The sequence below is a fragment of the Azorhizobium doebereinerae UFLA1-100 genome (assembly GCF_000473085.1).
Classification (GTDB): Bacteria; Pseudomonadota; Alphaproteobacteria; order Rhizobiales; family Xanthobacteraceae; genus Azorhizobium; species Azorhizobium doebereinerae.
Map to the genome: position 1 here is coordinate 15,144 of NZ_AXBA01000030.1, position 14,081 is coordinate 29,224.

Here is a 14,081-nt window from a genome sequence, read left to right on the forward strand (position 1 = left end):
CGGCCCGCCCCTACAGAAATATACAGATCGATCAGGTAACGGACAGAAACATCGAAGACAAGTGAAACAGAGCCGGCTTCGAACGGTATTTCGGTCCGCCTCCCCCCACCGGAACGCGCCCCGCTTCCGTCAACCCGCGCCCGGCGTCGCCCCGCGCCCCGGCGTCGTCCCCTGTCGAAGACTGGCCGCACCGGCCGGCGGGCGCTCTAATCCCCGCCCCGGGCGCCGCCGCCCGTGATTCGGAATGACCACGCATGACCGCCCACACCGCCCCCCGGGGCCTGCCCATCGATCCCGCCCTGCGGGCCTATCTGGACAGCCTCGCGCCCCCGCCCGGCACGCCCGCGCCGGCGACCGACGCCCAGATGCTGGCCGCCCGGCGCGCGGCGCTGGCCGGCGCGCTGGCGGCGCGCACCGAGATCGCCGGCCTGCCCAATGGCGTCGCCGCGCGGGACCTCCGGATCGCCGGCGCCCTGCCCGCCCGGCTGTTCACCCCGCCGGGCGCGACCGGCCCGCTGCCGCTCCTCGTCTATCTGCACGGCGGCGGCTGGGCGGCGGGCTCGCTGGACACGCACGATCCCTTCTGCCGGCTGCTGAGCGGCGCGGCGGGCATGATGATCCTCTGCGTGGACTATCGCCTCGCGCCCGAGCATCCCTTTCCGGCCGGGCTGGAGGATGCGCGCGCCGCCGCGCGCTGGGCGTGCGCGCACGCCGCCGGCCACGGCGCCGACCCGGCGCGCCTCGCCATCGGCGGCGACAGCGCCGGCGCCAATCTCGCCGCCGCCGCGTTGAACACCCTGGCCGCCGCCGGCGCGGGCGCGGCCTTCAAGGCGCAGCTTCTGCTCTATCCGGTGACGGACCACCCCAGCGGCGGGCACGCCTCCTATGCGGAGAACGCCACCGGCTACGGGCTGGAAGCGGCGCTGATGCGCTGGTTCTGGAAAACCTACGCGCCGGGCGTGGCGCCCGACCTGCCCGAGGTCTCGCCGCTGCGCCATCCCGCCCTGCCGCTGCTGCCGCCGACCCTGGTGGCCACGGCGCAATATGACGTGCTGCGCGACGAGGGCATCGCCTATGCGGACAAGCTGCGCGCGGCGGGCGTGGCGGTGCGGCACCTGCATGCCGGCGACATGCACCACGATTTTCCCGCCCTGCCGGGCACGGTGGGGCGCTTCCCGCAATGCGCGACGACGCTGGCGGCGATCGCGGACTGGCTGAAGGCGACGCTCGGCTGAGGCCGCGCGGCGGCGGGCGAAGCGGGCCGGCCCCCCTTCCGGCCCGCCCGCCGCCCCCGGCCACCGGGCAGGCGGTGCCCGGCGCGCGTCCTCAATGGCTGATCATCCACGGCCGGGCGCTGGGAAAGCTCTTGGCGCCGCCGGCGGCGGTCCGGGTGCGGCTCTTCATCTTGGCCCCGCCGCAGCAGCCGCAGCCGGCGCCGTGCGTCTTCGCGGCATATTCGCCGGTGCTCATGGGCGCGTTGGCGCTGCGCTCATTGGTGGCGAAGGCGGTGCGGCGGGCGCTGTCCATGCCGGCGAGGTACGGCACGGAGAGGAAGGCGCGCGGCGAAAGGCCGGCGCAATCCGGGCAGGGCTGGGCTTCGGCGCAGGCACTCATGGGGTGCATCTGCGTGAACGGCCCGCAGTCCTCGCACATATAATCATAGACCGGCATTCGCATATCCTCCCCGGACCTGGGTCCTCAATCGGGCCATCGACCGGCCACCTATCGAGCCGCCGGCGGGACCGCTGGAACGGTCCGCCGGCCGGCATCGTCACGGGCCGCCATCGTCATGGGCCGTCATCGTCACGGGCCGGCATGGCCCGGCCCGGCATGACCATGATGGAGCGGCCGCGAAACCCCGCGGCCGCTCATGATCGTGCGATCAGTTTCGCCTCACAGATCCGGCGACAGCGGCATGTCGATGGAGCCGTCGAGGAACTTGGTCGGCCCGGCGGCGCTCGGGTTGATGTCGAAGTCGAAGATCTCGGTGGGCAGCCACAGCGTGGCGCAGGCGTTCGGCACGTCCACCACACCCGAGATGTGCCCCTGCACCGGCGCGGTGCCGAGGATGGAATAGGCCTGGGCCCCGGAATAGCCGAACTTCTTCAGATATTCGATGGCGTTGAGGCAGGCCTGGCGATAGGCGACGTGGACGTCGAGATAGTGCTGCTTGCCCGCCTCGTCCACCGAGATGCCCTCGAAGATGAGGTAGTCCTTGTAGTTGGGCGTGATCGGCGAGGGCTTGAAGATGGGGTTCTTGATCCCGTACTTCGCCATGCCGCCCTTCAGCACATCCACCTTCAGATGCACCCAGCCGGCCATCTCGATGGCGCCGCAGAAGGTGATCTCGCCATCGCCCTGCGAGAAGTGCAGGTCGCCCATGGAGAGGCCGCCGCCGTCCACATAGACCGGGAAATAGATCTTCGAGCCGCGCGACAGGTCCTTGATGTCGCAATTGCCGCCATGCTCGCGCGGCGGCACCGTGCGCGCGCCTTCCGCCGCCGCCTTGTCGCGGGCCTCGCCGGAGAGGCGGCCCATGTGGGCGGTGGGGCCGAACGGCGGGTTGGCAAGGCCGGGCACGCGGCCGGGATCCGTGGCGATGAAGTCGATTTCGCGCTTGTTCCAGGTCTCCAGCAGCTTGGGATCGGGCAGGCAGCCGATCAGGCCGGGGTGGATGAGGCCGGCGAAGTTCACGCCCGGAATGTGCCGGGACGAGGTGAACATGCCCTTGAAATCCCAGATGGATTTTTGCGCCTGGGGGAAATGGTCGGTCAGGAATCCGCCGCCATTCTGCTTGGAGAAGAAGCCGTTGAAGCCCCACTGGCTGTCCGGCATGGCGCCGATGTCCAGGAGATCAACAACCAGCAGGTCGCCCGGCTCCGCGCCCTTCACCCCGATGGGGCCGGAGAGGAAGTGGACGATGGACAGGTCGATGTCGCGCACGTCGTCGGCGCTGTCGTTGTTCTTGATGAAGCCGCCGGTCCAGTCATAGGTCTCGACGATGAAATCGTCGCCCGGCTTCACCCAGGCCACCATGGGAATGTCCGGGTGCCAGCGGTTGTGCACCATGTCGTTGTCATAGGCGGACTGGCCGAGATCCACCTTGATGAGGGTATCTGTCATCTTTGGCTCCGTTTCCTTGGGACGCAGGGAAGAAGGACGGGGATGCCGGCGCGCGCGGCGCCCGCGGGGTCAGACCGAGAGGAATTTCGAGACCTTGGCCTCGTCGATGTCGGCGCGCAGGTCCTCGTGGACGATCTCGCCATTCTCCAGCACCAGCACCCGGTCGGCGATGTCGAGGGCGAAGGAGAGCACCTGCTCGGACACCACGATGGAGAGCCCGCGCTCATCGCGGATGCGCTTCAGCGTGCGGGCCATGTCGCGGATGATGGAGGGCTGGATGCCCTCGGTCGGCTCGTCCAGCAGCAGCACCTTGGGCCGGGTGGCGAGCGCGCGGGCGATGGCCAATTGCTGCTGCTGGCCGCCGGACGGGTTGCCGCCGCGCCTTTTCTTCATCTCCAGCAGCACCGGGAACAGCTCGTAGATGTCGCCGGGGACCTTGCTGTCGCCATGGGCGACGAGGCCGGTCTCGATATTCTCCTCCACCGACATGGTGGAGAAGATCATGCGGCCCTGCGGCACATAGGCGATGCCCTTTTCCACCCGCTGGAAGCTCTTGAGCGCGGTGATCTCGCCATCCGCCAGCGACACCTTGCCGGAGCGCGTCGGCACCACGCCCATGAGCGACTTCATGAGCGTGGTCTTGCCCATGCCGTTGCGGCCCATGATGGCGACGATCTCGTTCGGCGCGACGGAGAAGTTGAGGCCGTGGAGCACTTCGCTCTGGCCATAGGAGACGACGAGGTTCTCGACGTTCAGCATGTTACGTCTCCTCAGTGTCCCAGATAGACTTCGATGACCTTGGGGTCCGCCTGCACCTTGGCCATGGTGCCCTCGGAGAGGATCTTGCCCTGGTGCAGCACGGTGACCTTGTGGGCGATGTCCTCGACGAACTTCATGTCGTGCTCGATGACGATCACCGAGCGGTCCTTGATGATCCGGTTCAGCAGCTCGGCGGTCTTCTTGCGCTCGGCGACGCTCATGCCCGCCACCGGCTCGTCCAGCATCAGCAATTCGGGGTCCTGGATCAGCAGCATGCCGATCTCCAGCCACTGCTTCTGGCCGTGGCTGAGGAACTCCGCCCGCTGGTCGAGCAGGTCGGCGAGGAAGATGGTCTGCGCCACCTCCTCCACCCGCTCCTTCACCGCCCTGTCGCGCTTGAAGGCCAGAGCGCCGACGACGCCGCGCCCCCTGGGGTAGGAGATTTCCAGGTTCTCGAACACGGTGAGGTCGTCATAGATGGACGGGTTCTGGAACTTGCGCCCCACCCCGGCGCGGACGATCTCGTATTCCTTCAGCTTCGTCAGCTCGGTGTTCTTGAACTTCACCGAGCCCGAGGTCGCCCGGGTGCGCCCGCAGATGAGGTCGAGCACCGTGGTCTTGCCGGCGCCGTTGGGGCCGATGATGACGCGGATCTCGTTCTCATCCACGTAGAAGGAGAGGTCGTCCACCGCCTTGAAGCCGTCGAAGGAGACGGTGAGCCCCTCCACCGCGAGCAGGAAATCGGGCGCCATCTGGTCGGAAATGGGGGTCGCGTTCATCGGTGCGTCCTCACTCGGCGGGGGCGGGCGTGGCGTCGGGGGCGGCCGGGCGCTTGCGGCCGAACAGGGCGCCGAGGCGCGGCTCCACATAAGAGCGGTAGAGGCCGGCCAGACCGTTGGGGAACAGCAGCACCACAGCGATGAACAGGCCGCCCAGGCCGAACAGCCACAGCTCCGGGAAGCTCTCGGAGAAGGAGGTCTTGGCCCAGTTCACCAGCAGCGTGCCGTAGACCGCGCCGAGCAGCGACAGGCGCCCGCCAACGGCGGTGTAGATCACCATCTCGATGGAGGGCGTGATGCCGACGAAGGAGGGCGACATGAAGCCCACCTGGAGCGTGAACATGGCCCCGCCGACCCCGGCCAGCGCGGCGGCGAAGCAGAAGACGAAGATCTTGAAGCTCGCCACGTCATAGCCGGAGAAGCGCACCCGGTCCTCCTTGTCGCGCATGGCGACGAGGATGCGGCCGAGCTTGGAGCGGCGGACGAACTGGCAGAGCAGGATGGCGCCGATGAGCAGCGTCACATTAACGAAATAGAGGATGAACTTGGCGCTGTCGGTGCGGATGTCCCAGCCTTGCAGGGTGCGCAGATCGGTGATGCCGTTGATGCCGCCGGTATAGCCCTGCTGGCCGACGATGAGGATGGTCATGATCGCCGCCAGCGCCTGGGTGATGATGGCGAAATAGACCCCGCCCACCCGCCGCTTGAACAACGCGAAGGCCAGCACCAAGGCGAACAGCGCCGGCACCAGCACGACCGCCAGCAGCGAGAAGCCCAGCGACTTGAACGGCACCCAGAAGAAGGGCAGCTGGGTGATCTGGTTCCAGTCCATGAAGTCCGGAATGCCCGGCGTGGACTGGATCTTGGTCGCCTCGGGGGTGGAGGCCTGGAGCTTCAGGTACATGGCCATGCAGTAGCCGCCCAGGCCGAAGAACACGCCCTGGCCCAGCGACAGGATGCCGGCATTGCCCCAGCACAGCACCAGGCCGACGGCGACGAAGGCATAGGTGAGATACTTGCCCACCATGTTGAGCCGGAACGGATCGAGCACCAGCGGCAGCACCACCGCCAGCAGCAGGGCGAGGATGACGACGCCGATGAGATCCTTGGCGCGGAGCGTGAATGCGGGGGTCATGAGCGGCTCCTCAGCGACGGACCTTGAGGACGAACAGGCCTTCGGGCCGCAGCATCAGGATGCCGACCACCACCAGCAGGGTGAGCACCTTGGCCATGGAGCCGGACATGAAGAATTCCATGGTCGACTGCGCCTGCGAGATGGTGAAGGCGGAGGCGATGGTGCCGGCGAGGGAGGCCGCGCCGCCGAACACCACCACCAGGAAGGTATCGACGATGTAGAGCTGGCCCGCCGTCGGCCCGGTGGAGCCGATCATGGTGAAGGCCGATCCGGCGATGCCGGCGATGCCGCAGCCGAGGCCGAAGGTGTAGCGGTCGATGCGCTCGGTGGAGATGCCCACGGCCCCGGCCATGGTGCGGTTCTGCACCACCGCGCGCACCTGAAGGCCCCAGCGCGAGCGGAACATCAGCAGGTAGACGGCGGCGGCGATCAAGGTGGTGAGGCCCATGACGAACAGGCCGTTGATCTGCACCTCGATCGTGTCGGTGACCGGCAGCGAGCCCATCATCCAGTCGGGCAGCTCGACGCCCACCTCGCGCGCGCCGAAGATGGAGCGGAATGCCTGCTGCATGATGAGCGAGAGGCCCCAGGTGGCCAGCAGCGTGTCCAGCGGGCGCTTGTAGAGGAAGCGGATCATGCTCCACTCCACCAGCATGCCCAGCGCGCCGGAGACCACGAAGGCGACCGCCATGGCGACGAAGAAATAGATGCCGTTCAGGCTCGGCAGATAGGCCTGGAACAGTTGCGAGGTCAGATAGGTCATGTAGGCGCCGAGGATCATGAACTCGCCGTGCGCCATGTTGATCACGCCCATCTGGCCGAAGATGATGGCGAGGCCGAGCGACATCAGCACGAAGACCGAGAACAGGATCAGGCCGGCGAAGGCCTGCATGGCGAAGATCGAGCCGAGCTCGCCGAGCGAGTATCCCATGAACATGCGATGTGCCTCGGTGTCCGTTTCAGGTGGCCGGCGTCAGGTGTTCGGCTTGCGATGCGGACGCGTGCGGGCACGCCCTCACCACCCGCCTGACAGATCCCCTCCCCCCTTGCGGGGGAGGGCTAGGGAGGGGGGTATGACAGTTCCGTCCGGCGCGCGGGCAGAGGAGAAAGCCCCCGAAACTCGCGAAAGCGGAGAGGGCGTTNCCCCCCTCCCCTGCCCTCCCCCGCAAGGGGGGAGGGAGCGCGTCGTACCGGGCGGCTAGTGCTCCCCCGCAAGCGGGAGAGGGCTTTACGCCGCGCCCTATGAGCAGCGGATCACTTGCTGCACCCGCTCACTGGTAGCCCTTGGGGAACGGATCGGGCTCGACCAGTTCGGAGGTCTCGAACACCACGTCATACTGGCCGTCAGCGCGCGCCTTGCCGACGCGGGTCTTGCTCCAGAGATGGTGGTTCTCGTGGATGCGCACATAGCCTTCCGGCGCCTTGTCGAAGGCCACCCCGGGCGAGGCCGCCGCCACCTTGTCGATGTCGAACGAGCCGGCCTTCTCCACGGTCAGTTTCCACAGCCACGGCCCGAGATAGGCGGCCTGGGTCACGTCGCCGATGACGATCTTGTCGCCATAGGTCTTCTTGAACGCCTCAACGAACGCCTTGTTGTTCGGGTTGTCGAGCGACTGGAAGTATTTCATGCAGGCGAAGGCGCCTGCGATATTCTCGCCGCCGATACCCAGGATTTCGTCCTCGGTCACCGAGATGGTCAGCAGGGTCTGCTTGGAGAGGTCGATGCCGGCGGCCTTCAGTTGCTTGTAGAAGGCGACGTTGGAGCCGCCGACGATGATGGCGTAGATCACGTCCGGCTTGGTCAGCTTGATCTTGTTGATCGCCGAATTGAACTGGGTGTGGCCCAGCGGGAAATATTCCTCGCCCACCACCTTCAGCTTGAGGAAATTCTCGATGTGCTTGCGGGCGATCTTGTTGGAGGTGCGCGGCCAGATATAGTCCGAGCCGAGCAGATAGAAGGTCTGCGCGCCGCGCTCCTTCACCACCCAGTTCAGGCCGGCGATAATCTGCTGGGTCGCCTCCTGGCCGGTGTAGATGACGTTCTTGGACTGCTCCAGGCCCTCGTAAAAGGTGGGATAGTACAGCATTCCGTTATACTGCTCGAACACCGGCAGCACCGCCTTGCGCGAGGCGGAGGTCCAGCAGCCGAACACCGAGGCGCACTTGTCCTGCACCAGCAGCTTCTTGGCCTTCTCGGCGAAGGTCGGCCAGTCGGAGGCGCCGTCCTCCTGGATGTACTTGATCTTGCGGCCGAGGATGCCGCCGGCGGCGTTGATCTGGTCGATGGCCAGCTTTTCCGCCTGCACCGAGCCGGTCTCGGAAATGGCCATTGTGCCGGTCACGGAATGCAGGATGCCGACCGTGACTTCCGTGTCCGTCACCGCAAGTCCCGTCGTATTGACGGCGGACGTGGCCGGAACATCGGCGCGCGCGGCGGACGAGAACAGCGTCGTTGCGGGAACAGCCGAAGCAACCGGCAGGGCAGCCAGCCCCTTGAGTACGTGGCGACGCGTGGCGCTCATCTTGTCTTGACGCTCGTCACTGGAAGACATGCCCATTCCCTCCACGGCAATTACGTGGCCCCAGCAGATTCACGATCGAACCTGCGATGCCATGCATGCTTCACGGGAGGTGGGCGGTGCAGCAATACGTCGATTGACGTATATGCGCCGCACACAGCCGCGCTATCCTGCCCTCAAGGTCGGGTTTTCCTCAGCTCCGCCCGCTTCGTGCGCGCGCGAGAAGTGGAAACAGCGTATTGAGTGGGCAGGGAATGGCGCGTTATTGGGCGTTCGCGGAACAGCATGAGGAACACCTCCACGCTCCAGCCGGAAAGACATGCCGGCGGCGGGGAAGTTCACGCAATGCACGCCAAAATTGCATGATCTAAATTGCTTGTGGAAGCGAACCGGAGGGCCGTAAAGTCCCTCCGAAATAAAAAATGCCAGAGATCGCAGGGAGCGGATGCAGCAAGGGGGCCCTTCAGCCTTTTCGGAGACGGGGCGCACGTCCATGGCGGCGGAACAGCGTATCGTCCGCGTTCGACGCCAGTACAACCAATGGGTCGTCAACGAGACCCTGGAAGACTATGCCCTGCGCTTCACCGCCAAGAGCGCGCGGCGCTGGTCGGCCTTCCGCGTCGCCAACACCGCGCTCGGCGCCATCTCCTTCCTGGCGCTGGAGGCCATCGGCGGGGCGGTCACGCTCAGCTACGGCTTCACCAACGCGGCCGCCGGCATCCTCGTCGTCAGCCTCATCATCTTCCTCACCGGCCTGCCAATCTCCTATTACGCCGCCAAGTTCGGCGTGGACATCGACCTGCTCACGCGCGGGGCGGGCTTCGGCTATATCGGCTCCACCGTCACCTCGCTGATCTACGCCTCCTTCACCTTCACCTTCATCTTCTTCGCCATCGAGGCGGCGATCCTGGCGCTGGCGCTGGAGATGTGCCTCGGGATGCCGCTGGCGGTGGGCTATGTGGTGAGCGCGGTGGTGGTGGTGCCCCTCGTCACCCACGGCATCACCTTCATCAGCCGGTTCCAGACCTGGACGCAGCCGCTCTGGCTGGTGCTGCACATCGTCCCGCTGCTCTGGCTGGTGGCCCATCGCGGCGCGGAGATCGGCCACTGGACCGCCTTCACCGGCCTCGCCGGCCCCAAGGACGGCGGCTTCAGCCTGCTGGCCTTCGGCGGCGCCGCCACGGTGGTGTTCGCCCTGGTGGCGCAGATCGGCGAGCAGGTGGATTTCCTGCGCTTCCTGCCGCGCGCGCAGGCCGGGCGGAACGTGAAATGGTGGGTCGGCATGCTGGCCGCCGGCCCCGGCTGGATCATCCCCGGCGCGGTCAAGATGCTGGTGGGCTCCTTCCTCGCCTATCTGGCGCTGGAGAGCGGCGTGCCGCTCGACAAGGCGGCCGAGCCGACCCAGATGTATCTCGTCGCCTTCGGCGCCATGATCCCCTCGCACGAGGTGGCGCTGTGGCTGATGGGGGTGTTCGTCGTCGTCTCCCAGCTCAAGATCAATGTGACGAACTCCTATGCGGGGTCCATCGCCTGGTCGAACTTCTTCTCCCGCCTCACCCATTCCCACCCCGGCCGGGTGGTGTGGCTGGTGTTCAACGTCACCATCGCCTTGCTGCTCATGGAGCTGGGCATCTACCGGGTGCTGAACGAGACGCTGGGCATCTATGCCATCGTCGCCATCGCCTGGGTGGCGGCGCTGGTGGCGGACCTCGTGGTCAACAAGCCGCTCGGCCTCTCCCCGCCCACAATAGAGTTCAAGCGGGCGCATCTCTACGACATCAACCCGGTGGGGGTCGGCGCGGTGCTGGCCGGCACCGGGGTGGCGGTCAGCGCCTATGCCGGGGTGTTCGGCCCGCTGCCGCAGGCGTTCGCGCCCTTCATCGCCCTGGTCGTCTCCTTCCTCACGGCGCCGGCCATCGCCCTCGCCACCAAGGGGCGCTACTACACCGCCCGCAAGCCCAAGACCGAGTGGCGCAAGGGCATCGTGCGCTGCTGCATCTGCGAGCACAAATACGAGCCGGAGGACATGGCCCACTGCCCGGTCTATGCCGGGCCGATCTGCTCGCTGTGCTGCTCGCTGGATGCCCGCTGCCACGACCGCTGCAAGGTGGAGGCCCGCGCCGGAGACCAGATCCTCGCCGTGCTCGGCGCCGCGTTGCCGGACTGGGTGGTGGCCAGGCTCAATTCGCGGGTGGGGCACTATCTTGCCATCCAGGCCATATTGGCCTCGGTGATCGGCGGCATCCTCGCCATCATCTATTTCCACGCGCGGTTCGAGAGCCCGGCCCATGGGGAGGCCATCCGCACCACGCTGTGGACGCTCTATTTCGTGCTCATGATCATCGTCGGCGTGGTGGCCTGGCTGTTCGTGCTGGCGCAGGAGAGCCGGCAGGTGGCGCAGGAGGAGAGCCAGCGCCAGACCACCCTGCTGATGCGCGAGATCGAGGCCCACAAGCGCACCGACGCCAAGCTGCAAAAGGCGAAAGAGGTGGCGGAGGCCGCCAACCTCGCCAAGAGCCGCTACGTGGTGGGCATCAGCCACGAATTGCGCACGCCGCTCAACGCCATCCTCGGCTATGCGCAATTGCTGGAGCGCGACACCTCCATCCCCGCCCACCGGCGCGACGCCATCCGCGTGGTGCGGCGCTCGTCCGAGCACCTGTCGGGGCTCATCGACGGGCTGCTGGACATCTCCAAGATCGAGGCCGGGCGGCTGCACCTCTATCGCGACGAGGTGCGCATCCGCGAATTGCTGGACCAGATCGTGGACATGTTCCGCCTCCAGGCCAAGGCGCGCGGGGTGGCGTTCATCCACCAGCGCTCCGACCGCCTGCCGGTGGTGGTGCACACCGACGAGAAGCGGCTGCGGCAGATCCTCATCAACCTTCTGTCCAACGCCATCAAGTTCACCGCCAAGGGCCATGTCGCCCTGCGGGTGAGCTATCGCAACCAGGTGGCCGAGTTCGAGATCGAGGACACCGGCATCGGCATCGCCGAAGGCGAGCGCGAGCGCATCTTCGAGCCGTTCGAGCGCGGCACGCGGGGCGGCGCCTTCAACGCCATCGGCATCGGCCTCGGCCTCACCATCACCAAGCTGCTCACCGAGATCATGGGCGGGGACATCTCGCTGAAGAGCGAGCTGGACAAGGGCAGCGTGTTCCGCGTGCGCCTGCTGCTCTCCCAGGTGGAGGGCCGCGACGCCGCCGCCCCGCCGGAGCAGCGCATTTCCGGCTATGCGGGGCAGGCCCGCACCGTGCTGGTGGCGGACGATGACGACGCCCATCGCGACCTGATGTGCGAGATGCTGCGGCCGCTGGGCTTCATCGTCTTCACCGCCGCCGACGGCTTGAGCTGCCTGGAGATGGCGGCGCAGACCGACCCCGACCTCGTGCTGCTGGACGTCTCCATGCCCCTGCTCACCGGCTGGGAGGCGGCGGCCGCCCTGCGCACCCGCGTCGCGCCCGCTGCCCGCATCATCATGATCTCCGCCAATGCCGGCGAGATGGGCCAGCGCCCCGCCGATCCGCGCCACCATGACGATGCCTGCGTCAAGCCGGTGGACCTGCGGGCGCTGCTGGAGAAGATCCGCGCGCAGCTCGGCCTGGAATGGACCTTCCAGGCGGACACGCCCGAGGCGCCGGCGGCGCTCGCCGCGCCGGTCCGGCCGCCGGCGCCGAGCCATCTGGACGAGCTGCTGAAGCTCGGCCAGATCGGCTATGTGCGCGGCATCCAGGCCAAGCTGCAGTCGCTCGCCGCCGAATCCCCCGAGCACGAGCCCTTCGTCCGGGAGATGAGCGACATCGTGCGCACCTTCGATCTCAACCGCTACATGGCCGTGCTGGAGGCTCTGCGCTCCGATGATGCATAGCGCGAAACGCCGCGACATCGTCCTCGTCGTGGACGACAGTCCCGAAACCCTGAGCCTCCTCACCGATGCGCTGGAAGAGGCGGGCGTCACCGTATTGGTGGCGGTGGAGGGGGCGAACGCCCTCGCCCTGGTGGAGCAGATCACCCCGGACGTCATCCTGATGGATGCCATGATGCCCGGCATGGACGGCTTCGAGACCTGCCGGCGGCTGAAGACGCTGAAGGCGCTGGCCCATGTGCCGGTGATCTTCATGACCGGCCTGTCGGAGACCGAGCATATCGTGAAGGGGCTCGACGCCGGCGGCGTCGATTACGTCACTAAGCCGGTGGTGCCGAACGAGATCATCGCCCGCATGCGGGTGCACCTCGCCAATGCCCGCCAGACCCAGAGCGCCCAGGTGGCGCTGGACGCGGCCGGGCGCTTCCTCATGTCCGCCAGCCTCGACGGCCGGGTGCTGTGGAGCACGCCGCAGGCCACAAGGCTGATCGGCGGCCTGTTCACCGCTTTGCCCGGCGAGGGCTATCTGCTGCCGGCGCCGGTGCTGGCCTGGCTGCGGCGCCTGCACGCCGCCCCGGGCACGCCGCCGGAGAGCGTGGCGGTGCCGGACCCGGCGGGCGTGCGCAGCCTGAAGCTGTCCTATGTGGGGCAGATCGGCGAGCAGGAGGTGCTGCTGCGGGTGATGGACGAGGTCCGCGTGAAGGACGAGGACCTGCTGCGCGCGGCGCTCAACGTCACCCAGCGCGAGGCCGAGGTGCTGGTGTGGATCGCCCGCGGCAAGCCGAACCGGGACATCGCCGAGATCCTCGGCCTGTCGCCGCGCACGGTGAACAAGCACCTGGAGCAGATCTACGCCAAGATCGGCGTGGAGAACCGCGCCGCCGCCGCCATGGCGGTCCGCGCCCTCTCGCCGCGCTAGGCGCGCGCGGGGACGCCGCGCAGGCGGCCTCCAGCTATTCCGTTCGCGGAACCTGCTCGACCCGCAGCGCCCGTGCCAAGGCGAGAAAGCGCTCCCGGACGAGGCGAAAGAAGCCCGGCGGCAGCATGCCGAACGCCACGCTGCCGGCATCCCCGCCCGCCAAGGGGCGCAGGTCCGGCCCGGGCCAGATGAAATCATTCAGTTCGGTGAGCACGATCCAGGATCGTGCGAAGTCCAGCCCGAGGCGGGCCTTGGTCGCCGCCGGGATCTCCACGGCCATGGCGGGATCAGCCGGCGCGGCATGGGTGATGGGCAGGACCAGGACGCGGCGTTTGCCGCCGGCATCCTGGGTGACCAGGATCACCGCGCAGGGGCGATCCTTGACCCCTTCCTCCCGGCCTTGCTCGGCCTCGCTGGCCCACAGATAGGAATACCGGATCACCAGGCCCGGCTGCGGCTCCGGAAAGCTCACGGCTTCCGGTCTTCCAGCTCCGCATCGAGATGGGCGAATTCCGCGGGCACTTCGGCCTCGGCGATCCGGGCCAGATCATCTTCGCTCACCTCGCCGGCGCGGACCGCATGACGGTCCCGGCGCTTGAGACGGGCATATTCCTCCGCCGAGAGCAGCACCAGCCGATCCCGGCCGTTGCGGGTGATGGTGACCGCCTCCGACAAGGCCTTGTCGGTCAGCGCCCCGTAATTCTTGATGAACTCGGCGGACGAGACTCGCATATCATATATCTTTCGAAACTTTCGTTACTTATGAATATGGCAAGTCGGACCGGGGCTTGGCAAGGGAGGAAGGGCCTTTCTTCCGCGGGCGCACACGACTGGCGAACTGTCGCGCGGCATCCGGCGATCGCGAAAGACGGCATGTAATTCAATCCATTGAACCTCGTTCCGCTGCGGCCGCGCTGCCGCGCGCGTGGACAAACCGCCGCCGTCCCCTATTCTGGATCCGCCGGTCCCGGCGGCGCGTGCG

Annotated in this window: 12 protein-coding genes; 3 read left to right on the forward strand and 9 right to left on the reverse strand. The window is 67.3% G+C overall.

What is annotated here, in order from left to right; all coding sequences use genetic code 11:
* Positions 1-254: 254 nt before the first annotated feature.
* The gene (locus YU1_RS30250; protein WP_051357045.1) at positions 255-1,235 is read left to right on the forward strand and encodes an alpha/beta hydrolase; all 981 of its coding nucleotides are present in this window, start codon (positions 255-257) and stop codon (positions 1,233-1,235) included.
* A 91-nt stretch (positions 1,236-1,326) separates the two neighbouring features.
* Here YU1_RS30250 and YU1_RS0119560 read toward each other — a convergent pair whose 3' ends face one another.
* The 7 genes from YU1_RS0119560 to urtA all read right to left on the reverse strand — a co-directional run bounded on the left by YU1_RS0119560 (position 1,327) and on the right by urtA (position 8,348).
* Entirely contained in the window at positions 1,327-1,671 is a 345-nt protein-coding gene (locus YU1_RS0119560; RefSeq protein ID WP_029005529.1) for an FmdB family zinc ribbon protein, read from the reverse strand.
* A gap of 222 nt (positions 1,672-1,893) precedes the next feature.
* Positions 1,894-3,123, reverse strand: coding sequence for a formamidase (fmdA, locus tag YU1_RS0119565; RefSeq protein WP_029005530.1), 1,230 nt, complete (start codon positions 3,121-3,123; stop codon positions 1,894-1,896).
* Between the two features lie 69 nt (positions 3,124-3,192).
* Positions 3,193-3,882: an urea ABC transporter ATP-binding subunit UrtE gene (urtE, locus tag YU1_RS0119570; RefSeq protein WP_029005531.1), complete on the reverse strand. Its 690-nt coding sequence runs from the start codon at positions 3,880-3,882 to the stop codon at positions 3,193-3,195.
* An 11-nt stretch (positions 3,883-3,893) separates the two neighbouring features.
* Complete coding sequence (gene urtD / locus YU1_RS0119575) at positions 3,894-4,661, reverse strand: urea ABC transporter ATP-binding protein UrtD (protein ID WP_029005532.1); 768 nt, start codon at positions 4,659-4,661, stop codon at positions 3,894-3,896.
* A gap of 10 nt (positions 4,662-4,671) precedes the next feature.
* Positions 4,672-5,796, reverse strand: coding sequence for an urea ABC transporter permease subunit UrtC (urtC, locus tag YU1_RS0119580; RefSeq protein WP_029005533.1), 1,125 nt, complete (start codon positions 5,794-5,796; stop codon positions 4,672-4,674).
* Positions 5,797-5,806: 10 nt separating this feature from the next.
* A complete protein-coding gene (urtB, locus tag YU1_RS0119585; RefSeq protein ID WP_029005534.1) occupies positions 5,807-6,733 on the reverse strand; it encodes an urea ABC transporter permease subunit UrtB in 927 nt (308 codons plus the stop codon).
* 334 nt (positions 6,734-7,067) lie between these two features.
* Positions 7,068-8,348, reverse strand: a complete 1,281-nt coding sequence (gene urtA / locus YU1_RS0119590) for an urea ABC transporter substrate-binding protein (RefSeq protein ID WP_084539990.1) — start codon at positions 8,346-8,348, stop codon at positions 7,068-7,070.
* A gap of 460 nt (positions 8,349-8,808) precedes the next feature.
* On the opposite strand from urtA, the gene YU1_RS0119595 reads away from it, so the two are divergent.
* Positions 8,809-12,183, forward strand: a complete 3,375-nt coding sequence (locus tag YU1_RS0119595) for a hybrid sensor histidine kinase/response regulator (protein ID WP_029005536.1) — start codon at positions 8,809-8,811, stop codon at positions 12,181-12,183.
* Positions 12,173-13,099, forward strand: coding sequence for a response regulator (locus YU1_RS0119600; RefSeq protein ID WP_029005537.1), 927 nt, complete (start codon positions 12,173-12,175; stop codon positions 13,097-13,099). The genes YU1_RS0119595 and YU1_RS0119600 overlap by 11 nt, the downstream gene beginning before the upstream one ends.
* 34 nt (positions 13,100-13,133) lie before the next feature.
* Here the strand turns inward: YU1_RS0119600 and YU1_RS0119605 are convergent, their stop codons facing one another.
* The gene (locus YU1_RS0119605) at positions 13,134-13,571 is read right to left on the reverse strand and encodes a hypothetical protein (RefSeq protein WP_029005538.1); all 438 of its coding nucleotides are present in this window, start codon (positions 13,569-13,571) and stop codon (positions 13,134-13,136) included.
* Positions 13,568-13,831 (reverse strand): type II toxin-antitoxin system Phd/YefM family antitoxin, encoded by a 264-nt coding sequence (locus YU1_RS0119610; RefSeq protein ID WP_029005539.1) that lies wholly within the window; start codon positions 13,829-13,831, stop codon positions 13,568-13,570. The genes YU1_RS0119605 and YU1_RS0119610 overlap by 4 nt, the downstream gene beginning before the upstream one ends.
* Between the last annotated feature and the right edge of the window lie 250 nt (positions 13,832-14,081).